This is a genomic window from Kribbella sp. NBC_01484, from assembly GCF_036227145.1.
Taxonomy (GTDB): domain Bacteria; phylum Actinomycetota; class Actinomycetes; order Propionibacteriales; family Kribbellaceae; genus Kribbella.
The window spans coordinates 6,328,287-6,348,318 of record NZ_CP109437.1; the positions used below are offsets into that span (position 1 = coordinate 6,328,287).

At 68.5% G+C, this 20,032-nt stretch carries 14 protein-coding genes and 2 pseudogenes; 11 read left to right on the plus strand and 5 right to left on the minus strand.

The annotated features are described in order from the left end of the window. Positions 1-6 precede the first annotated feature (6 nt). Positions 7-1,704 carry a hypothetical protein gene (locus OG555_RS30820; protein WP_329476056.1) on the plus strand — a complete coding sequence of 566 codons (1,698 nt, stop codon included), beginning with the start codon at positions 7-9 and terminating at the stop codon, positions 1,702-1,704. Then, positions 1,692-1,781 (plus strand): annotated as a pseudogene (locus OG555_RS30825) (DUF2613 family protein); the annotation flags it as partial. The gene OG555_RS30820 and the pseudogene OG555_RS30825, both read left to right, overlap by 13 nt. Here the strand turns inward: OG555_RS30825 and OG555_RS30830 are convergent. Further along, positions 1,744-2,928: a glycosyltransferase family 4 protein gene (locus tag OG555_RS30830; protein ID WP_329476057.1), complete on the minus strand. Its 1,185-nt coding sequence runs from the start codon at positions 2,926-2,928 to the stop codon at positions 1,744-1,746. The pseudogene OG555_RS30825 and the gene OG555_RS30830 overlap by 38 nt on opposite strands. Positions 2,929-3,045: 117 nt before the next feature. Between OG555_RS30830 and OG555_RS30835 the strand changes: the two genes are divergently transcribed. Further along, a complete protein-coding gene (locus OG555_RS30835; RefSeq protein ID WP_329484903.1) occupies positions 3,046-3,792 on the plus strand; it encodes a class I SAM-dependent methyltransferase in 747 nt (248 codons plus the stop codon). Beyond that, a pseudogene (locus tag OG555_RS42990) lies at positions 3,789-6,893 on the plus strand (alpha-(1->3)-arabinofuranosyltransferase); the annotation flags it as partial. The gene OG555_RS30835 and the pseudogene OG555_RS42990, both read left to right, overlap by 4 nt. An 857-nt stretch (positions 6,894-7,750) precedes the next feature. On the opposite strand, the gene OG555_RS30845 reads toward OG555_RS42990, so the two are convergent. Together OG555_RS30845 and OG555_RS30850 are read right to left on the minus strand one after the other, a co-directional pair. Beyond that, positions 7,751-8,974: an acyltransferase family protein gene (locus tag OG555_RS30845; RefSeq protein WP_329476058.1), complete on the minus strand. Its 1,224-nt coding sequence runs from the start codon at positions 8,972-8,974 to the stop codon at positions 7,751-7,753. Next, positions 8,971-10,731 carry a hypothetical protein gene (locus tag OG555_RS30850; protein ID WP_329476059.1) on the minus strand — a complete coding sequence of 587 codons (1,761 nt, stop codon included), beginning with the start codon at positions 10,729-10,731 and terminating at the stop codon, positions 8,971-8,973. Before OG555_RS30850 ends, OG555_RS30845 begins: the two co-directional genes overlap by 4 nt. 100 nt (positions 10,732-10,831) lie before the next feature. Here OG555_RS30850 and OG555_RS30855 point away from each other — a divergent pair, with 100 nt between their 5' ends. After that, on the plus strand, positions 10,832-11,908 hold the full coding sequence (locus tag OG555_RS30855) for a DUF3068 domain-containing protein (RefSeq protein ID WP_329476060.1): 1,077 nt from the start codon (positions 10,832-10,834) through the stop codon (positions 11,906-11,908). A gap of 1 nt (position 11,909) precedes the next feature. Here OG555_RS30855 and OG555_RS30860 read toward each other — a convergent pair whose 3' ends face one another. Next, positions 11,910-12,701 carry a class I SAM-dependent methyltransferase gene (locus tag OG555_RS30860; protein WP_329476061.1) on the minus strand — a complete coding sequence of 264 codons (792 nt, stop codon included), beginning with the start codon at positions 12,699-12,701 and terminating at the stop codon, positions 11,910-11,912. 25 nt (positions 12,702-12,726) lie between these two features. Between OG555_RS30860 and OG555_RS30865 the strand changes: the two genes are divergently transcribed. Continuing rightward, positions 12,727-13,617 carry a phosphotransferase family protein gene (locus OG555_RS30865; protein WP_329476062.1) on the plus strand — a complete coding sequence of 297 codons (891 nt, stop codon included), beginning with the start codon at positions 12,727-12,729 and terminating at the stop codon, positions 13,615-13,617. Between the two features lie 252 nt (positions 13,618-13,869). Continuing rightward, a complete protein-coding gene (gene rpsA, locus OG555_RS30870) occupies positions 13,870-15,348 on the plus strand; it encodes a 30S ribosomal protein S1 (protein ID WP_329476063.1) in 1,479 nt (492 codons plus the stop codon). A 75-nt stretch (positions 15,349-15,423) separates the two neighbouring features. On the opposite strand, the gene OG555_RS30875 is transcribed toward rpsA, so the two are convergent. After that, positions 15,424-16,017, minus strand: a complete 594-nt coding sequence (locus OG555_RS30875; protein WP_329476064.1) for a hypothetical protein — start codon at positions 16,015-16,017, stop codon at positions 15,424-15,426. Between the two features lie 102 nt (positions 16,018-16,119). Between OG555_RS30875 and coaE the strand changes: the two genes are divergently transcribed. The 4 genes from coaE to OG555_RS30895 all read left to right on the plus strand — a co-directional run bounded on the left by coaE (position 16,120) and on the right by OG555_RS30895 (position 20,022). Next, positions 16,120-16,737, plus strand: coding sequence for a dephospho-CoA kinase (coaE, locus tag OG555_RS30880; RefSeq protein WP_329476065.1), 618 nt, complete (start codon positions 16,120-16,122; stop codon positions 16,735-16,737). A 137-nt stretch (positions 16,738-16,874) separates the two neighbouring features. Then, a complete protein-coding gene (locus OG555_RS30885) occupies positions 16,875-18,080 on the plus strand; it encodes a zinc ribbon domain-containing protein (protein WP_329476066.1) in 1,206 nt (401 codons plus the stop codon). After that, positions 18,077-19,138, plus strand: coding sequence for a hypothetical protein (locus tag OG555_RS30890; protein ID WP_329476067.1), 1,062 nt, complete (start codon positions 18,077-18,079; stop codon positions 19,136-19,138). Before OG555_RS30885 ends, OG555_RS30890 begins: the two co-directional genes overlap by 4 nt. Beyond that, positions 19,135-20,022, plus strand: a complete 888-nt coding sequence (locus OG555_RS30895; RefSeq protein WP_329476068.1) for a hypothetical protein — start codon at positions 19,135-19,137, stop codon at positions 20,020-20,022. The genes OG555_RS30890 and OG555_RS30895 overlap by 4 nt, the downstream gene beginning before the upstream one ends. Positions 20,023-20,032: the final 10 nt, after the last annotated feature.

Here is a 20,032-nt window from a genome sequence, read left to right on the forward strand (position 1 = left end):
GTGGTCATGTCAGAACGTGCCAAGCGCGTCCTGCCGTGGTTGTGGCCTGTCCTGCTCACCCTGCTGATCACTGCTCCGCTACTCGCTCCAGGCTTCGTGGTCGGCTACGACATGGTGTTCGTGCCGGACCTCACGGTACGGCTTGACCTCTTCGGTGTCACAACGGCCATGCCGCGCGCGGTCCCGTCGGATGTCGTCGTGGCCCTGCTCGACGTGGTCGGCGGCGTACTGGTCAACAAGCTCGTCCTCGTGGCCATCCCATTACTCTCCGGCCTCGGCATGACCGCTCTCTGGCGCGAGGTCCGGCTGGGTGGCGCGCTGCCGGGCGCTGCGGCCGCCACGCTCTACCTGTGGAACCCGTTCGTCGCCGAGCGGCTGCGGCTCGGTGCGTGGGCCCTCCTCCTCGGGTACGCAGCCCTGCCGTGGCTGGTGCGGTCGGCGCTACGACTGCGGCGGGGACACGGGTGGCCTGGATTCGTGCTGGCGTCGGCCGGGTGTGCGCTGACGGCATCGGGTGGAATCACCGGACTGCTGATGGCGGGGCTGATCCTGCTCTGGCCGCCACGGGCTCCGAAGATCTGGCCGCTGGGCGCAGCACTGCTCGTCAATGCACCGTGGCTGGTGGCGGGTCTCGTCCATGGCGGAGGTGCAACCAGCGATCCAGCCTCGGTGACTGCATTCGCGGCACGTGACGAGGGCTATGGGGGAGTGCTGCCCACACTCCTCACGCTGGGTGGCGTGTGGAACGCAAACGTTGTCCCCGGCAATCGAGGCGACCTACTGCCGACCATCTTTGCAGTCGCGATGCTGGTCCTGTCGGTGGCCGGCGTAGTGCTGTGGTGGCGACAAGAACGCGTAGTCGGCGCACTGGTGACGGCAGCCGTGGTCGCTCTGCTCATCGGGCTGGCCGGCGTGGTCGCACCGGGTGCGTTCGCCCAGGTCGTTGCGCACGTGCCAGGAGCCGGCCTGTTCCGCGACGGGCAGCGCTATCTTCCACCACTGATCCTGCTCGAGTCCGTCGGCTTCGGTGTTGCGGTGACAGCTGTACTCCGCCACGTCCGCATGCAGCGTGTCGTGGGAGTCACTGCGGTGCTGTTGCCGATCGCCGCTCTGCCTGCGTTGGCCGGGGGAGCCGGCCTGAGGGTCTCGGAGTATCCGTCGGACTGGCAGCAGGCACAGCACGCGGTCGCCGGCCGCTTCATTCCTTGGCCCTACGAGTCCTATCGGGCACCGGTGTGGAACAGCCGCCGTCCGGTGCTCGACCCGATGCCCCGCTACTTCGCGCAGCCTTCGATCGCGCCCGACGAACTGATCGTCGGCGGGCACCGCCTGGCCGGCGAGGATGCACAGGCGGCCGACGTGGCAACCGCGATCCGGGCCGGCGTGCGGGACGGGTCGGATCCGACTGACGTTCTGCTGCAGCATGGTGTGGGCTGGATCGTGGTCGATCGCGAGGCGGGTGGTCCGATCCCGACAACGCTGTTGCACGGGCTCAAGGAGGAGTTCTCCGGTCCGACCGTGACCGTCTACCGGCTCGCGGGAACGCCCGTGCCGCAACACCACGCGCCCTGGCGGATCGTCGTCGTACTGGCTGCCTGGGCGGCTGCCGCGGCGACCTTGATCGCCGCTCTGGTTTCTCTGGCGAGGCGTTGTTACTCTTCGGTTCACTTGACCGGGAGGGGACACGTTCCATGGGATCACTGATCGGTGCGGCCATCGCCGTACTCGCCGGACTGGCAGTCGCTACCACGACGGTTGTCGGGGTGGTGCAGTCGGTGAAGGACGACCCGGCGCCGCCGCCCGGCCAGACGCAGGGGCAGGCGGACGACCCGATCGTCGGCTACGGGGTGAAGTAGGCGTCAGCAGCCGGTCGAAGGCCAGTGCGGCCGCACACCAGGTGAACTTGCCCGCACTGGCCGACGCCCCTTCCGACAACCGCTGCCGCATTGCGTCGTCCTGCAGCAGCGCGGTGATCGCGCCGGCGAAGTGCTGCGGGCTGTCCACCAGCACACCCGACACTCCGTCGTGGACGGACTCTGTCGGGCCGCCCGCACTGCGGTAGGCCACCGTCGGTACGCCGTGACCCGCGGCCTCGCCGACGACCAGACCCCAACCCTCTTTGAGGCTTGGCAGTGCGAGCACCCAGGCCTCGTCGTACGCCGCGTGCTTGTCGTCCTCACTCACATGGCCGCGGAACTCGACCGCGTCCCGCAGACCACGCTCGTCGACGTACGCACGGAGCGAGTCCTCCCACCAACCTGAGCCGACAACGATCAGCCGCGCATCGGGAAGGACCTTGCGTGCTTCAGCGATCGCGTCGACCGCGTGCTCGAGTTGCTTGTGCGGAACGATCCGTCCGACGCACACGACCGTTGGCACTGTCGATTGCGGGCGCTGGCGTGGCGGTGCCGGATCGGTGCCGTTGTGGATCACCGTGATGTCGCTGACGCCGAGTCCGGCGAGCTCGTCGCGGGAGGCCGACGACACCGTCACATAAGGGCAGTCGTCGTACAACCGTGGTGCTACCCGCGATTCGAGCCACCAGCCAAGCCGGCCGCGCCAGCCCGGGTACACGACCTGCCACTGCTCCTGGTGCACGTGATGGACGAGTACGACGACACTGCGACGTACGAGACGGGTAAAGAATGGGAGTCCGTTCTGCACGTCGACAACGCGGTCCGGTTGGTGCAGCAAGGTGTGCACGAGACCGCGTAGGTACACCGTGACCTTGGAGCCTCGATACACGTACCGGACGTCGTGGCGACGGGCTTCGCGGGGGCTCCCCGGGTACGCCGCGCACAGCACGGTCACCGACCAGCCCAGTGCTGCAAGGCCTCTCGCCACCTCCTCCACATAGCGCTCCGAACCTCCACCTTCCGGGTTCGTCGTGTCCCGCCAATTCAGCAACAGCACGCTCTGCGCACGCACCTGGTCAGCCCCACCCCTCCGGTCACCTCCCCCGAGGTAATGGGCGGGGACGTTACCAAGGAGTAACGATGTCCGCCAGACCTCGCGAGATCCGTTAATGTCCCGCCTGTGCAACTGATGACGAACGCGACGGAAAGCCCGGAGTGGACGGCCGATCTCGGCCGTGCGGTCCGGCTGTTCCGGGCGTTCGGAGTCGAGCAGTCGGACCCGGCTCGCTTCTACGAAACGCTTGCTGCAGATTCGGTCGGGCAGGTCCGGCAGTACGCCGAGCTGCCCGGCGCACTGCTGCTCGACGTCGGTGGCGGGCCCGGGTACTTCGCCGACGCGTTCCGCCGGGCTGGAGCGACGTACTACGCGATCGACTCCGACCTCGGCGAGCTGAGCGGGCGCGGCGAGCCCACACCGGGCACTGTGCTCGGCAGCGGTATGGCACTGCCGGTTGCTGACGCCGCAGTCGACATCTGTTTCTCGTCCAACGTGCTCGAGCACGTGCCCGACCCATGGCTGATGGCTGACGAGTTGGTCCGAGTCACTCGGCCGGGTGGGACGGTCTTCCTGTCCTACACCGGCTGGTGGGGACCGCACGGCGGCCACGAGACCGCGCCGTGGCATTACCTCGGCGGACACCGCGCTGCCAGCCGCTACGAGCGCCGGCAGGGGCATCCGCCGAAGAACCAGTTCGGTGAGTCGCTGTTCCCGATCACAGTGGCCGGGGGACTGCGGTGGGCTCGCTCCTGCCGGACAGCGGACCTCGTCGCGGCGGTGCCGAGATATCACCCGCGCTGGGCGTACGGCGTACTCGCGGTGCCCGGTGTGCGGGAGGTCGTGACCTGGAATCTCGTCCTGGTCCTCCGGCGCCGATGAGGAGACTCAAGGCGGGCAGTTCGGAGCAGGCGGTCTGGCGAGCGAGGCTCGTGCTGGGCTGCCTGGTCCTGATCGCACTGTGCTTCCATCAGGCATCCGGCAAGATCGTGCCCGACACCAAGCTCGACCTGACCGCCGGACCGGGCGGCTTCCTCGTTCGGGCTCTGCACCTGTGGGATCCACAGGGTGCCTTCGGTCAGCTGCAGAACCAGGCCTACGGCTACCTGCTGCCGATAGGCCCGTTCCACTGGCTCCTCGACTCGCTGTCGGTGCCGGACTGGATCACCCAACGCCTGTGGTGGTCCTTGGTCCTGTGCGTCGCGTTCCTCGGGGTCTGGAAGCTGTGCAACGCCCTGCAGTACGGCGTGCCGTGGACGCGCTTTACCGTGGCGCTGCTCTACGCACTGAGCCCTCGCATGCTCGGCGAGCTGTCGATCACCTCGATCGAGGTGTGGCCGATCGCGATGGCTCCGTGGGTACTGCTGCCACTCGTCACCCCACGCGCCCGCTCGGGCTGGTGGCGGGTCGGCTGGTCGGCCGTGGCGTTCGCACTGGTCGGGGGAGTCAACGCCGTCGCGACCGGTGCCACGCTCGTACTGCCGGCGATCTGGCTGATGACGCGGCGGCTGGACAGGTCGACGCTGAAGGTGGCGGTCGGCTGGCTCGGCTGTGTGGTGGCGGTGTCGATCTGGTGGCTCGTGCCGCTGATGCTGCTCGGCCGGTACAGCCCGCCGTTCCTCGACTGGATCGAGAACGCCCGGGTGACGACCGGCATGGCGAGTGTGTTCGAGTCTTTCCGCGGTACGTCGCAGTGGCTCAACTTCCTGTCCGGCGGCGGCGGACCGAGCTGGCCGGCCGGCTGGCTCTACGTCACGCAGCCGATGCTGATCCTCACCACCGCGGCCATCGCCCTGCTAGGCCTTGCGGGCCTCGCGATGGGCTCGCTGAAGAACCGCGGGTTCCTGCAGCTCTCCCTCGTGGCAGGACTCCTGCTGGTGACGCTCGGCCACGCCGGTGCGGTCGGCTCACCCTGGGCGCCGCAGTTGCAGGAGCTGCTCGACGGACCGCTCGCAGCGCTTCGCAACACGCACAAGTTCGAGCTGGTCGTCCGATTGCCACTCACCCTCGCCGCAGCGCATTCCCTGAGCCGCCTCGCCGATTGGGCGGTATCGCATCGCATCCACCGTCGCGTCGTACCGGTGCTGGTGGCGTGTCTGGTCGTGTCGGTCGCAACGCCGGCCATCTTCGGTCAACTGCCCAGGAGCGAGGGGTACGACGCTATCCCGGCGCACTGGCGGGAAGCCGCGTCCTGGCTCGACAACCAGTCCGCGCCGGGCAGTGTCCTCGTCGTGCCGGCCGCATCCTTCGCGGACTTCACCTGGGGCTCGACGAAGGACGAGCCGTTCCAGGCCTTGCTGAAGCGACCCATGGCTGTGCGAGACGCCGTACCACTGGGGTCTGCCGGGACGACGCGATGGCTCGACGAGGTGGAGCGCCGGCTGGGGTCCGGCGTCGGCGACCAGACACTGCGGCAAGCCCTCGCGCGTGCGGGCGTCAGGTACGTCGTGGTGCGCAACGACCTCAGGTACGACGCGCAGGTGACGCCGACCCTGGCCGTGCACGAGAGCCTGGCCGAGTCGGGCATCAAGCGGGTCGCGTCCTTCGGCCCGCCCACCGGCAGCACCATCGAGCAGCCCGGCGTGACGCTCGACGGCCACATGCGGCTGCCGTACCCGAGCGTGGAGATCTACGACGTCGGTGACACCAGTGCGGGCCGGCTGGTCCCGGAGTCGCGACTGGTGGAAGTCCGCGGCGCGGCTGAGGACGTACCGGCGGTGTTGACGGCACTCGGCGGTGACCGTGACGCGGTGACCAGCTCCGACGCCGCCGGGCGACTCGACGGACTCCCGCTGGTCCAGACCGACGGCATGCAACGTCGTGAGGTGTCGGTCGGCCGTCCGGCCGAGAACTACTCGCCCGTGCTCACCGCGGCCGAGGGGAGCCGGCAACACCGCCGCACCCTCGGGTACGACGACGGCACCGCAACTCCGAGTACGACCAGGACGTGGGGTGGCGGCATTGCCGACGTACGGGCGTCCTCGTCGGCATCGGATGCGGACGCCACATTGCGGACCGGGCCGGGCAACGGACCGTTCGCCGCAGTAGACGGCGATCCGTCCAGTCGCTGGATCTCGGGGACGTTCGGCCGGAGCAGTGGGGAATGGCTGGAGCTGACCTTCGACTCGCCGCGCACGGTCGACGGGCTGAAGGTCCAGTTCTCGCTGGCGCCACCCACGACCGAGCCGGTCCGGACGTTGCAGGTGGACACGGACGCCGGATCGCTGACGTCAGTGGTCTCGGGGTCGGGCGATGCGCAGAGCATCCCAACCCCACCGGGTCAGACGAAGCGGTTGCGGCTGAGTGTCGGTGTGACCGACGGCAAGAACCCGAGTGGTGTGTCGATCGCGGAGGTGACCCTGCCGGGCATGCAGGCGGTCAGTCGGCTCAGCGTGCCGGCCACTGAGCGGCAGCCGAGCGCAATGGTGTTCAGGAACGAGCAGATCGGGCGGTCTGCCTGCCTTCACGTGGACACCCGGCCACTGTGCCGGCAGAGCGTGGCGAAGGACTCGGAGGAGCCGACCGGCCTCTTGCGCAGTATCGAGCTGCCGCAGGCGGCGTCATACCAGCTGCACGGGACCGCACTGCCGAAGGACGGCGCGACTCTCGACGGCATGCTCGTGATGCCGGGTGCCATCACCGCGTCTGCATCGTCCCGAGCCGTGACGGCCCCAGAGGGGCGACCGGGCGCTGCCGTCGATCGCGATCTCGGGACCGGCTGGGTAGCGGACCCGAGCGACCCGGCTCCGAGCCTGACCCTGAGGTTGCCTGCGGCAAGGGAGCTGAGTGGGCTGCAGTTCCTGACCGATCCGTACCTGACGGCCTCTCAGCCGACCGAGGTGCTGCTGCGGTTCGACGGTGGTGCGCCGACCCGGAGCACAGTGGACTCCGAGGGCTACGTTCGGTTCGCCGAGCGGAAGGCGCGGACGGTCGAAGTGGACTTCGCCGAGACCAGACCGATGGTGGACTTCGACTCGGCTACCGGGTTGGCGCAGACCGCGCCGGTAGGCGTCGCCGAGGTGCGAGTGATCGGCGCCGACGATCTGCGCAAGGCACTCGACCTGAACAGCCAGACCGGGGCGTACTGCGGCTATGGGCCGGGGGTGCGCGTTGACGGCGTACCGGCGGACACACAGCTCAAGGCGACGGTGCGGGACCTGCTGCAGCGACGGCCGGTCGCGTTCAGCACGTGTGGAAAGGACTCCGCGGTTCCACTGCAGGCAGGACGCCATGCCGTGGATGTCCTGGCCGGTGGAGGCTTCGTACCTATCGAGACCACGCTGACCAAGGCAGGATTCAGCGACGTGTCCGTCACGCCGGTGCAGGACGTGGACGTCTGGCGGCCGAACCCTGCCGAACTGACCGCCGAGGTGCCGGCCGCGGACGAGCAGTCCGTGCTGACCGTCGCCCAGAACTACAACGACGGCTGGGAGGCGTACGACGGCACTGGCCACAAGCTGACGCCGATCCGCATCGGCGGCTGGCAGCAGGGCTGGGTGCTGCCGGCCGGGCCCGAGCAGGTGGTGACAGCTCGCTTCATGCCGGATCGCACGTACCGCGGCGGTCTGCTGGTCGGACTGCTCGCACTGCTGTCGGTGATCGCCATGGCCGTGTTCTTCCGGCGTCGGTCAAGGCATTCGGGGCATCGCCTGCGCGAAGGCCGCAATGTCGGGCCATGGGTCGCTTTGGCCCTCGGTGCGGTCGCGGGCACGGTCATGTCCGGGTGGATCGGCCTGGCCGCCGTTGCGGTTGCTGCCGTCTGTTCGTGGTTCCTGCCGAAGCGGGTGGTGCTTGTCGTGGTCGCGGCTGTGGTGACGCTGGGGACTCTGGTGGCGGCCGTTCAGCCCTGGCCGAACGGAGATGCCGGAGTGACCTCGGCAGTCGTCCAGTCGTCGATCTTGTTCGGATGTGCGCTGGCCCTGTTGTCCACGTTCACCGGTGAGACGTCGTACGACCTGTCTCGCCTGCCAAGGCGCATGATGGGCCGCTCCATCCCGTAGTAGCTCGCTGCGGCGACGGCGGCCGAGATGACGAGCGTCGGGAAGAAGAGCAGGGCGAACTTGCCGCTGAACAGGTTGTAGCCGCTGATCCGCTCGACCAGACTCAGCACAATCAGGTGGTACGCGAAGACGCCGTACGAGATGTCTCCGGCGATGTGGCCGACTCTCCCGCCGAGGACGCCGGCGATGCGGGTGGTCGGGGTCAGTGCCGGAAAGAGAACGCACGCTGCGATGCCCGTGTAGAGGATGGCCTTCACGAACGCCTGGCCTGGTGTGGACGCGGACAGGTTGTACGGACCGGCGACCGGGCTCGCAGCGATGAGCAGCAGCGCTGCACCGACACCCCAGACCGTCCCTGGGACCTTGGTGAGCGTGTCGAGCGCGGACGGGCCGAGCCGGCCGCTGCTGCGAGCCACCTGCCACAGGGCGAACCCCATCCCGACGGCGAACCAGCCGACGTACCCGGGTAGCCAGAGGCCCGCCTGCGGGTGACCGGTCGCGTTCACAGCGGCCATCCAGACCGGTCCGAGAACGATCAGCACACCGAGTACGACGAGTCGCCAGCGCACGCTGCGTCGAGTGGGACGCTCGTACCCGGTCAGCAGTTTCGCCAGCCCTGGCAGGAGAAGGTAGAACGCGACCTCGGTCGCCAGACTCCACAGCTGCGTGAGTCCGTCCGCCGCCGGCCCGTGGAAGTAGACCTGCGTGAGTGTGGCGTGCTGGAGGTACGTCGCCCAGGTCACGCCGTCCTTGTGCGGCACGAGGACGACAGCGAGCACTACCGCCAGCCAGAGCGCCGGCAGGATCCGCAGTGCGCGGTTGCGCAGGTAGGGCAGTGTGAGCGGCGGCAGCGTCCCCTCGAACCACGCCACCGCGTGCGGCCGGTAGAGCAGGAACCCGGAGATCGCGAAGAAGATCGCCACCCCGATGTCCAACCGGGCAAGGATCCCGGCGAACGGCCCGTTCAGCGAGGTCCCGGTGTGAAACCCGACATGGGTGGTCAGCACCGCAAGCGCACCGACAGCCCGCAACCCGTCCAACGCCGGGAATCTGGTCCGTGTCATCTGGGCAATCCGATCTCGAGGTTCTCGACGCAGAGGTTGGTCGCGGGATCGGAGGAGCGTAGCCGCAGTTGCGTGGCGGTGATCCGGGGGGACGGCCCGAAGTACATGTTCCCGGCTCCAGCGGGCCAGTCGGCCGCAGGGAGCGCCGCGACGTTGCCGTCGGCGTCCAGCAGTTCGATCGCCACGGTGTTCTCGCGGTTGGAGAAGTACGCCGCCTTGACGAACCACGCCGCGGTCGCGACTCCGTGCTGGGTGGGCACCAGCGGCACGGTCACCGGATCAGTGCCACGCACCAGCAGGTTGCAGAAGGAGTTGGCCTGCGACGTCGGCGCACCGCGTGACCAGACCGCGAGCTGCGACCTGCGGAGGTGCCCGGTGTCGTCGACCAGCAGTGGCTCACTGGTCGGTGCCTGCAACTGGAACGGGATCCTGGCCATCCTCAGTACAGGCGACAGCCGGATGTCTGCCATCAGCGCAGTGGCGATCGAGGGCGGCATCGGGGTGTCCCAGAGATTCACGTTCGGTCCGGCCCGATCCAGCTCCGCGGTGACGGTCGCGAAGTACGCCTTTGCCGGGTTGTTCCCCCACTCCCGGGCGAATCCGGCGTCCGACACGACCACGCCGACGACCAGACAGGCGACGGGTACGACGGCCAGCCGCAGCTGGACCGTCCGAAGCGACAGCACCACAGCCAATGCGAGTGGGATCGAGACATCGGACCAGTAGTGGTAGTGCACGGTGAAGATCGAGCCGAACCCACGGAAGCGTCCGTAGGACACGAGGAGCACGGTCACCAGAACGTAGACGGCGACCGAGGCCCACAGCAGCAGCGCACGCCGGCCCCGCCGCCACGCGGTCGCGAGCAGCACAATGGCGACCAGCCCACCGAGCGCGAACGCCGCGACGGGAGGCGTGGCGACGCTCATCGACTGCCCGGTGCCGGCCCAGGTCCAAGGGCCGCCGACCAGTGCGGACAGCGGCACGCCGAAGCCGCGCGCCGTGAGCTCGAGCAGCTTGCCGGGGCCGGGCAGCCGGCCGGTCGACGGATTGCCGTGCGTCAGGTAGAGGATGCCGAAGGCAATGATCGGCACGGTGAGAGCGGCGGCGTACCGCCACCAGCCGCGGAGCCAGTCGCGGAGCGGGCCGGTGCGCAGATAGAGTGCCAGGGCAACGGCCGTGACCAGGATCAGGGCGGACTTCTCCCAGCAGGCCACTGAGATCAGCAGCGACAATGGGCCGTAGGCAACGGCACGCCGGCGGTGGCCGTCGTGCCAGTCGATGGTTGCGTGCAGCAACAAGAGGCCGAAGACGTGCGCGGACAGGTTGTTCACACCACTCGACAGCGACATGAACGACGGCATGCTGAGTGGGGTGATCGCGTAGAAGATCGTGCCGATGACCACCCACCAGTTCGAGCCCAGGATGCGCTGGAGGAGCAGACCCATCAGGGTGATCGCGAGCGCCTGCATCAGCACCCGCCAGCCGATGGTGAAGCCATGGTTCAGTGGAGCGACCTCGGCGAAGATCGCGTAGACGAGGCGCAGCCCGGGCGCGATGTGGTCGTTCACCGGTGTCAGCAGCTCGGCGGGCGCGAAGCCGCGACCGCCCTGGACGAGGAAGTCGAGGTCGTCGCTCAGCCACGAACCCCGGCGGGCGAGCAGACCGAGGACCGTCGACTGCAGCACCGCGATCGCCACCACGACACCGCGGAGCACCGATGTCTGTGGTGGCGCCGGCAGTGTCCGGTTCCCCCTCATGCGGCGCGACTATATGACAGTTCGAAATTCCCACCCGCATCGTCTGTTCAAGCTGGCTACCCGCTGGTAGCGTCCCGCGGACAGACCGGGAGGGGATGCAGTGGGGACACGCAGTCGTGCGGTGTTGATCGGGCTCGGGGTGTTCTTCGTCGGCGTTGCGGCGCTGGCCAGGTTCTATGCGTATCCAACGCTGGCGGTCGCGCCCGCGGGCCAGATCGCACATACGGTGTCGGCCGGTCCGGACGCCACCATCTTCAGCGTCGCGGACCTGAAGGAGAAGAAGGGCGTCGAGCTGGAAGCCCGGCGGACGGTCCGCGGTGACGTGGTTGCGGCCGACAAGATCAGCAAGGCACTGAATCGCAAGGTGGTCGTGTTCGACACGGCCGTGGTGACGGACGACTCCAAGAACTACAAGTTCCCCGACGACGCGTCGCTCACCGGTCTGATGCCGCTGAGCTTCGTCCAGGAACGCGTCGTCCTGGACGCGCGCACCGGTGAGGCGGTGCGCTGGAACCCGTCGGGTGGCGACGACAGCGGCGAGTACATCTCGACCACGCTGGAGAAGGCGGACCGGCTCAAGCCCGACCCGAAGAGCCCGCTGTTCAAGGGACACGAGGGTCTGGTGCTGAAGTTCCCGTTCGGCACCGAGAAGAAGACGTACTCCTTCTGGGACACCACGCTCCGCAAGGCGTTCCCGATCCAGTACAAGAAGGAGACCAAGCTGGACGGGCTCAAGGTCTACGTCTTCGAGCAGGAGATCCCGAAGCAGGAGGTGCCGCTGGCCAAGCCGCTGCTCGTGCCGGGCAGTCTGGTCGACGACTTCAGCAAGGACTCGGTCGCAGTCCAGCGGACGTACAAGAACACCCGGACCTTGTGGATCGAGCCGATCACCGGAGCGATCATCAAGGGCGAGGAGAAGCAGCTCGCCACCATCGCGTACGACGGTGAGGACAAGCTGACCGCGACACAAGTCACCATCGCGTACGACGACGCGACGGTGAAGAAGAATGTGAAGGGCGCGACCGAGAACGGGGTCGACGAGGGCGGCTACCAGTCGAAGGCGGCACAGCTGCACCTGATCGGCTTCTGGGTGCCGTTGCTGTCGCTGATCCTCGGACTGCTGTTGCTGGGGGCCGTCGGCTTCCTGCAGACGCGTCGCCGGACCGAGGCGGACTGACCTACTGCTTGTGCGCGGACCAGATCGCGGTGCCTGGGACCAGGCGGCCGCGGTCTGGTCCCCAGCCGCCCCAGACCAGGTCGTGCCCGGCCGGCCACTCGGGCTCGAGCAGGTCGTCGACGACGAACCTGGCGTCGGTGAGTTCGCGGATCCAGTCGCCGGTCGTCCGGTGGTGTTCGGCGTACACCGGCGTACCCGCGGCGTCGACCTCCACGTACGGCGTCCGGTCGAAGTAGGAATGGGTGATCCGCAGGCCGGCCGGCGTCGGGTCGTCCGGCATGGTCCAGCGGAACGGATGGGTCACCGAGAACACGAGCAGGCCGCCCGGCTTCAGCGTCCGGGCGATCTCGCGTAACGCGGTCCCGGCGTCGGCGACGAACGGCAGCGCGCCGAACGCCGAGCAGACGATGTCGAAGGTGGCGTCGCGGTAGGGGATCGCGGTCGCGTCGGCCGCGACAGTCCGGACGACGGTGCCGGTGCGGGCGTCGAGCTCTCGCGCGATCCGGAGTTGCTCCAGCGAGATGTCGAACGCAACGACGTCCGCGCCCTGCTTGACCAGCCACCGCGAGCACTGCGCGGCGCCGCAGCCGACCTCGAGGATGCGCCGGCCCCGAACCGGGCCGAGCAAGTGGGCGTGCTCCTCGTCGACCCCCTCGGGACACCAGATGAAGCGGTCGTCGCCGAGGAAGTCGCCGTGTTCAGCGAGATACTCGCCGGCCGCCGAGTTCCAGTAGGCCCGGCTGGCCCGGGAGGTCTCCGCCTCGGTCAACTCCACCCGCACCGGCCCGGTCACGGAGGAAACTCTAGTGTTCGGCTGTATGAGCGACTTCGCGGCCAGTGCGGTCCCCCTGACGGGCGGGTACGGCGGTCAGACGTATGCGGTCAGCGCCGGCGGCGAGGACGCCGTACTGAAGTTGTATGTGAAGGACCCTGGGCGGGCTGCTGTGGACGCGGCGCTCCTCCAGCTCGTCCGCGGGCTGTTGCCTGTTCCGCGAGTGCTGGACACCAAGCGCGAGGGATCCGCCGAGGACCCGCCCTATCTGCTGACCGAGCGGCTGCCGGGGGTGAACCTGCAGCTCTATCTGGAGACGGCGGGGGAGGACGAGCGCCGGACGGTTGGGGAGCAGTTGGGTGAGCTGCTGGTGCGGCTGAGTGGGATGCCGTTCCTCACCTTCGGGATGTTCCGTGACGGCGAGCTGGCGATCGAGCCGTTCGGGATGGGCGACCTGGAGCGGTACGTCGCGGGCCTCGACCTGGGGCTGAGCCCGGAGCAGTCCGAGCGGTTCGCCGGCGTGATCGCCGAGGCCGAGGACGTGCTGGCCGACGGGGTGGACCGGGTCTGCCTGGTGCACAGCGATTTCAATCCGAAGAACCTGCTGGTGGACCCGGCGACCGCGCGGATCACCGGGCTGATCGACTGGGAGTTCGCCCACGCGGGGTCGCCGTACACGGATCTGGGAAACCTTTTCCGGTTCTGCGTGGACCCGGTGCTGGCCGGGGCGGTGCTGAGCGTCCTGCGAGGGAGCGGGCTGGCGCTCGGTGAGCCGCTGGTGGACCTGGGCCAGGCGGCCGATCTGTGGGCGCTGCTGGACCTCGCCGCGCGGTCGACCGAGCACGAGATCGCGGCCGCCGCGCACGACCTGGTGGCCCGAATGGCGGACACGAGTACCCTCTCCGGACGACGACCCGCCCTGGACGTCGTACATTGAGATGGATGGCACGTCGGGAGACCTCGGCGGGCGGCCGGTAGGCACCGGGTGCCCCAGGTTGTGCTGCCTTCGTCGAGACCGGTATTCTGTCAGGTGCGCTATGGGCCCGCGCGACCTCGGACGGAGCAGGCTCGTGCTCGCAGCAGTCGGTGGTGAATCTGTGCTCTCTTCAGGCAATCCAGCGGTTTGATGCGATCCAACGGTTCATGACGCGACCGCACAACACCACCAGTCCACGGAGCAACCCACCACATGACGGCCAGCATCGAGGCACCTCTCGACCCCGCAGTACGCAGCACCCCGCAGGTAGCGGTCAATGACATCGGGTCGGAGGAAGACTTCCTCGCGGCGATCGATCAGACCATCAAGTACTTCAACGACGGCGACATCGTCGAGGGCACCATCGTCAAGGTCGACCGGGACGAGGTCCTGCTCGACATCGGTTACAAGACCGAAGGCGTCATCCCCTCCCGCGAGCTGTCGATCAAGCACGACGTCGACCCGAACGAGGTCGTCCACGTCGGCGATCACGTCGAGGCCCTGGTTCTCCAGAAGGAGGACAAGGAAGGCCGTCTGATCCTCTCGAAGAAGCGCGCCCAGTACGAGAAGGCCTGGGGCACGATCGAGAAGATCAAGGAAGAGGACGGCGTCGTCACCGGAACCGTCATCGAGGTCGTCAAGGGTGGACTCATCCTGGACATCGGCCTGCGCGGCTTCCTGCCGGCCTCCCTGGTCGAGATGCGCCGGGTCCGCGACCTCCAGCCGTACGTCGGCCAGGAGATCGAGGCCAAGATCATCGAGCTGGACAAGAACCGCAACAACGTGGTCCTGTCCCGCCGGGCGTGGCTGGAGCAGACGCAGTCCGAGGTGCGGATGAACTTCCTCACCCAGCTGCAGAAGGGCCAGATCCGCAAGGGCGTCGTGTCCTCGATCGTCAACTTCGGTGCGTTCGTGGACCTCGGCGGCGTCGACGGTCTGGTGCACGTGTCCGAGCTGTCCTGGAAGCACATCGACCACCCGACCGAGGTGGTGGAGGTCGGCCAGGAGGTCACCGTCGAGGTGCTGGACGTCGACATGGACCGCGAGCGTGTCTCGCTGTCGCTGAAGGCGACCCAGGAAGACCCGTGGCAGCAGTTCGCCCGGACCCACCAGATGGGCCAGATCGTGCCCGGCAAGGTCACCAAGCTGGTTCCGTTCGGTGCGTTCGTCCGCGTGGAGGAGGGCATCGAGGGTCTGGTGCACATCTCCGAGCTGGCCGAGCGGCACGTCGAGATCCCGGAGCAGGTCGTCCAGGTCAACGACGACGTCATGGTCAAGATCATCGACATCGACCTGGAGCGGCGTCGGATCTCGCTGTCGCTGAAGCAGGCCAACGAGGGTGTCGACCCGGTCTCGGACGACTTCGACCCGACGCTGTACGGCATGACCGCGACGTACGACGACCAGGGCAACTACGTCTACCCCGAGGGCTTCGACCCGGAGACCGGCGAGTGGCTCGAGGGCTTCGACAAGCAGCGTGAGGAGTGGGAGCGGCAGTACGCCGAGGCCCACGCGCGCTGGGAGGCCCACAAGAAGCAGATCGAGGACGCCAAGACGGCGGACGTCGAGGCCGGCGAGGCGTCGACGTACTCCTCCGCCGCGGCTCCGAAGGACGACGCTCCCGTCGAGGGCGCGCTCGCTTCCGACGAGGCGCTGCAGGCCCTCCGCGAGAAGCTGACCGGCCAGGGCTGATCCTGACCGGTAAGTAAGGCCTGAGACCCCCGCATCCCCGTACTGGATGCGGGGGTCTCGCCTGTCCGCGGGTGGTCAGTCGTAGGGGAGGCGGGGCTTCTTCTGCTTGCCGAAGTCGATGCCCCAGCGGCCGCGGCCCTCGCCCTTCAACTGGCTCTTCAGCTCGATCACCTGCGCCCGGGCCGGGCTCGCGGAGAAGAAACCGACCTTGTACGGCTCGTTCGGCGCGCCTGCCTCCCACGCCGGCACCTGCACCTCGCCGTACCGGACCATTCGGACCGGTAGGTCCTCGCCGGCCCGGATGCGGGCCGCGTCCTGCGCACAGGCCGGCACTCGGCGGGTCGGTCCGCTGGCCGGCGTCCAGACGACATCTGTGCTCGACGGTCCGTGCTGTGGGTTGAAGAAGCACGGCGTACGCCGCTCCGGCAGGGGAGCGCCCGTGACCCGGGCCCGGGCGCACGCCAGCGCGTACCGGCCGGCGGTGAGGGTGTCGACCACGGTGCTGACCGACTCGGCCGACGTCAGCTTGTCGACCATCCGCCGGGCAGACTCGTAGGCATCGAGCGCAGTCTGGTAGTCCTGCCGCGTCTCGGCGTCGAGTTCGCCGGCCCGGACCTCGCCGAAGCGCGCGAGCTCCTCACCGAACTGGATCACGTCCTCTTCGGCCATCGATCGAACCTGCCGCAGATCGAGTGCGGCCGTCCGTCGAAACCACCCCAATCGAAACCACCCCATAAGCCATGTTAGGCAGGGTGTGACTAAGGTGCTGGCGTGCTGAGAGTGGGACTGACTGGTGGGATCGGGTCCGGGAAGAGCGCTGTGTCGTCGCGGCTGGCCGCTCGTGGGGCGGTGGTGATCGACTCCGACGTACTCGCGCGCGAGGCGGTCGCCAAGGGGACCGATGGACTCGCCGAGGTGGTGGAGGCGTTCGGGAACGACGTACTGACCGCCGAGGGCGAGCTGGATCGGCCGGCGCTCGGGCGGATCGTGTTCGGTGACGAGTCGGCCCGGCGGCGGCTCGAGGCGATCGTCCATCCGCGGGTTCGCGCCCGGGCCGCCGAGATCGAGGCGCAGTCGCCGGTCGCCGCGATCGTCGTGCACGACATCCCGTTGCTGGTCGAGACCGGTCAGGTGGATCGGTTCGACCTCGTCCTCGTGGTCGACGCGCCGGTCGACGTACAGCTCGAACGGCTGACCGCACAGCGTGGAATGACTGACGAGGAAGCGAAGCGGCGGGTCGCCAGCCAGGCGTCGCGCGCGGACCGGCTCGCGGCGGCGGACCTGGTGGTCGAGAACTCCGGCACGCTCACCGACCTGGACCGCCGGATCGACGAGGTGTGGGCCACCCTCGAACAGCGCGCAGGCCACGGTCCGGACACGAAAAGGTGACCCTCGCGCGGTAAATGATGATCCCGGGACCAGCTGTACGAGAATCTGTCCCGGTTCGGCCCGGGGTGATCGGGCCGTGACCACCGACGGCGCGCCCCGCGCCGGTCCGGAATGATGTCCGAGGTTGGGAGGATGGCGTGGTTTGTCCGCGCTGCAACTCTGACGTCCCCGAGGTGTCGCACTTCTGCCATCACTGTGGCAGCGACGTGCGCTCCGGGGATGCGGAGCGGAAGAAGGCGTACGCCGCCAGGCCCGATGAGCCGGTCGCGTCGTTCAAGCTGGTGTCCACGATCATGCCGCAGGGCTCGGGTAAACAGCCCTACACGTACAAGGTCGCGCTGGGCATCGCCCTGCTGCTGACCGTCGTGACGGCCGCGCTCGGCGCGTTGCCGGTGGCGATCATGATCGCGGCGTTCGCCATTCCGATCGTCTACATCCTCTACCTGTACGACGTGAACCTCTGGGAGGACGAGCCGATCCCGGTCGTCGCCGCGGCGTTCGTGCTGACCGGCGTCCTGGCCGCGGTGTTCACCTGGCTCTGGTCGGACAAGCTCGCACTCTCCCTGGACACGATCGGCGGCAACCACGCCGGCCCGTCCGGGCGCGACCTGCTGATCCTGCTCCTGCTGGTGCCGGTGGTGTCGGAGCTGATCCGCCAGATCGGCCCGCTCTATCTGGCCTCCCGGCCGCGGTACGACGACCTGATGGACGGCTTCACGTTCGGCGTGGTGGCCGGTGTCGGCTACGCGTGCTTCGAGACGCTGGTGCTGCACTGGGGCTGGATCAGCGGCGGCTTCGCCGGTCCGGGCAGCAGTGCCGGGACATGGATCTCGATCGTGGTGCTGCACGGCTTCATCAAGCCGCTGATCTACGGATCGGCGACCGGCCTCGCGGGTGCGGAGTTCTCCGGCCTGGGCGAGGGATACGACGGCTTCACGCCGCGCTGGGTGTTCGCGGTGCTGCAGGCGATCGCGGTCAACGCGCTGTTCCAGGGCGGTGTCTACCTGCTCGGCTTCGTCGGCGGCCACGGCTCGACCATCGGCGCGATCCTCGGTGTGGTCTGGGGTCTGTTGCTGCTCGGCGCGCTGATCATCCGGGTGCGGACCGTGCTGCACAAGGGTCTGCTCGAGGCGGCCCTGGAGTCGGCCGCACGCGGTGGCTCCAACCACGCGTCGGGCGACCTGGCCTTCTGCTCGCGTTGTGAGATGCCGCTGCTCCCGCACTCCGACTTCTGCTCCGCGTGCGGCAACTCGGTTCGCTCCGTGCCGAAGTCCGCCCGCGGCCTGGCGGCCATGGCGGGTGCGAGTGGCTACGAAGCGACGACTGGGGAGACGCAGGCATGAGCAACCAGCAACCGCCCTACGGTCCGGGCGGTCAGCAGCCGTACGGCGGCCAGCCGGGGCAGCAAGGTCAGCCGGGCCAGCCGGGTTACGGCCAGCAGCCGGGCCGGCCGCAGGGTCAGCCGGGCTATGGTCAACCGCAGGGCCAACCGCAAGGGCAACCTGGGTACGGGCAGCAGCCGCCGCAGGCTCAGCCAGGCTACGGGCGCCCGCCGCAGGCACCCCCGGGATACGGCCAGCAGCCGGGCCAACCGCAGTACCAAGGTCAGCCGGGTCAGCAGACCTTCCCCGGTCAGCAGCCGCCGTACCCGAGCCAGCAGCAATACCCCGGCCAGCAGCAGTACCCGAGCCAGCAGCAGGGCTACCCGGGTCAGCAGCAGCAGTACGGCGGCGGCCCGCAGCAGTGGGGTCAGTACGGCGGCCGGTCCCCGCGCGGCAAGGGCGGTAACAAGATCCTGTTCATCGCCGGCGGCGCGTTCGCCGTCGTCGCGGTGATCGGTGTCGTCCTCGCCCTCATCTTCAGCGGTGGCGACGACAAGAAGGCCGAGCCGGACCCGCAGCCGACGACCAGCCAGAGCACCCAGCCGACCGTCAACGTCGACGAGGGCATCGAGGTCGCCGAGGGCGTCTTCGTGAAGCCCCAGCCCGGTTACATCCGCAAGAGCCTGGACAAGTTCACCGGCGTCTACCTGCTCAAGCAGGGCGAGGCCTACTTCATGGTGAACGCTTGGAAGGCGGAGGCCGACGAGAACACCGCGACCGTGCTCCCGCAGCTGCTGACCGCCGAGACCAAGGACCTGTCCTCGGTCAAGACGGGCCAGCCGAAGGAGAGCAAGCCGGGTCCTGACGACAAGACCGACGTCAAGGTCGTCACCACCCAGAGCTTCGACGCGGTCTCCAGCTCCCAGAACGGCAGCTTGCCGGTGGTCGGGTTCGTCGGTGTGATCGAGCGCAACGACGGCGTGATCACGATCATCCGGGTGTACGGGCGCAAGGACAAGGTGTCCACGATCCAGCCGGACTCGACGGCGATGCTGCAGTCGGTCGTCAAGAGCCAGTGAGCGGAAAGCGCGACAAGGGTTCCGGAACGGGCAACCCCTGGGTCAACCAGCCCGGTCCGGACGTGGACGACGCGGCAGAGCCGACTGAACCGGCTCTGCCGCCGTCGCCGTGGAACCTGGAGGTGCCACCGCCGCCGTCGCCGTGGGGTGACCCGAACACCGCCGGGCCGGGACCCGGACCGGCGACGGAGACGAGTTCGGCGTGGGGTGACAAGGTCGGGCCGCCGTCGTTGCGGCGGCCGCCGCCGGAGAAGAAGGGGCCGCGGTTCCCGCCGCTGCTGATCCCGATCGGCGCCGGCCTGATCGTGGTCGTGCTGGTCGCGGTCGCGCTGGTCCTGCTGTCCGGTGGCGACAAGACCGCGGACCCCACACCGAGCCAGTCCCCGGCGCCGACCGCGAGTACGCCGACGACGTCGTACCAGCTGCCGGCCAACGCGATCGCGGTCGGCTTCGGCGTCTCCGTCGTACCGGTGGAGGGGTGGAGCCTGCTGGAGAAGGAGACCCGCGGCAAGGAGCTGGTCACCTATGCACCGAACGGCGATCCGCGGGCGTTCTTCTGGGTCCGGCAGAAGGAGAACGTGACCGCGCAGGCGTACGTGCTCGGCATCGTCGAGGGCGAGACCGAGAACGAGATCGCCCAGCTGGGCAACGTGCGGAACCTGCCGTGCCCGAAGGACGTCTTGGAGGAGTGCGTCGCGATCAGCTACACCTCCACCGCGAAGGACAAGACCGGCGCGGACGTGAGGGTCCAGGGCTACGTCGAGGCGTACCGGCGCAAGGACAAGGTGGTCACCGCGCTGGACTTCCGGACCCGGGTCGACTTCGCCCCGAAGGCCGAGGCCGACGCCGCGACGATGAAGAAGTCCGTGCTCGACAGCCTGTGATGACGAAACC

What these genes read in the sequence shown, in the direction of transcription:
- OG555_RS30875 (WP_329476064.1), bottom strand. Translation starts at nt 16,017, where the DNA reads ATGGCCGAAGAGGACGTGATCCAGTTCGGTGAGGAGCTCGCGCGCTTC.
- rpsA (WP_329476063.1), top strand. Translation starts at nt 13,870, where the DNA reads ATGACGGCCAGCATCGAGGCACCTCTCGACCCCGCAGTACGCAGCACC.
- OG555_RS30845 (WP_329476058.1), bottom strand. Translation starts at nt 8,974, where the DNA reads ATGACACGGACCAGATTCCCGGCGTTGGACGGGTTGCGGGCTGTCGGT.
- OG555_RS30890 (WP_329476067.1), top strand. Translation starts at nt 18,077, where the DNA reads ATGAGCAACCAGCAACCGCCCTACGGTCCGGGCGGTCAGCAGCCGTAC.
- OG555_RS30850 (WP_329476059.1), bottom strand. Translation starts at nt 10,731, where the DNA reads ATGAGGGGGAACCGGACACTGCCGGCGCCACCACAGACATCGGTGCTC.
- OG555_RS30820 (WP_329476056.1), top strand. Translation starts at nt 7, where the DNA reads ATGTCAGAACGTGCCAAGCGCGTCCTGCCGTGGTTGTGGCCTGTCCTG.
- OG555_RS30835 (WP_329484903.1), top strand. Translation starts at nt 3,046, where the DNA reads ATGACGAACGCGACGGAAAGCCCGGAGTGGACGGCCGATCTCGGCCGT.
- OG555_RS30865 (WP_329476062.1), top strand. Translation starts at nt 12,727, where the DNA reads ATGAGCGACTTCGCGGCCAGTGCGGTCCCCCTGACGGGCGGGTACGGC.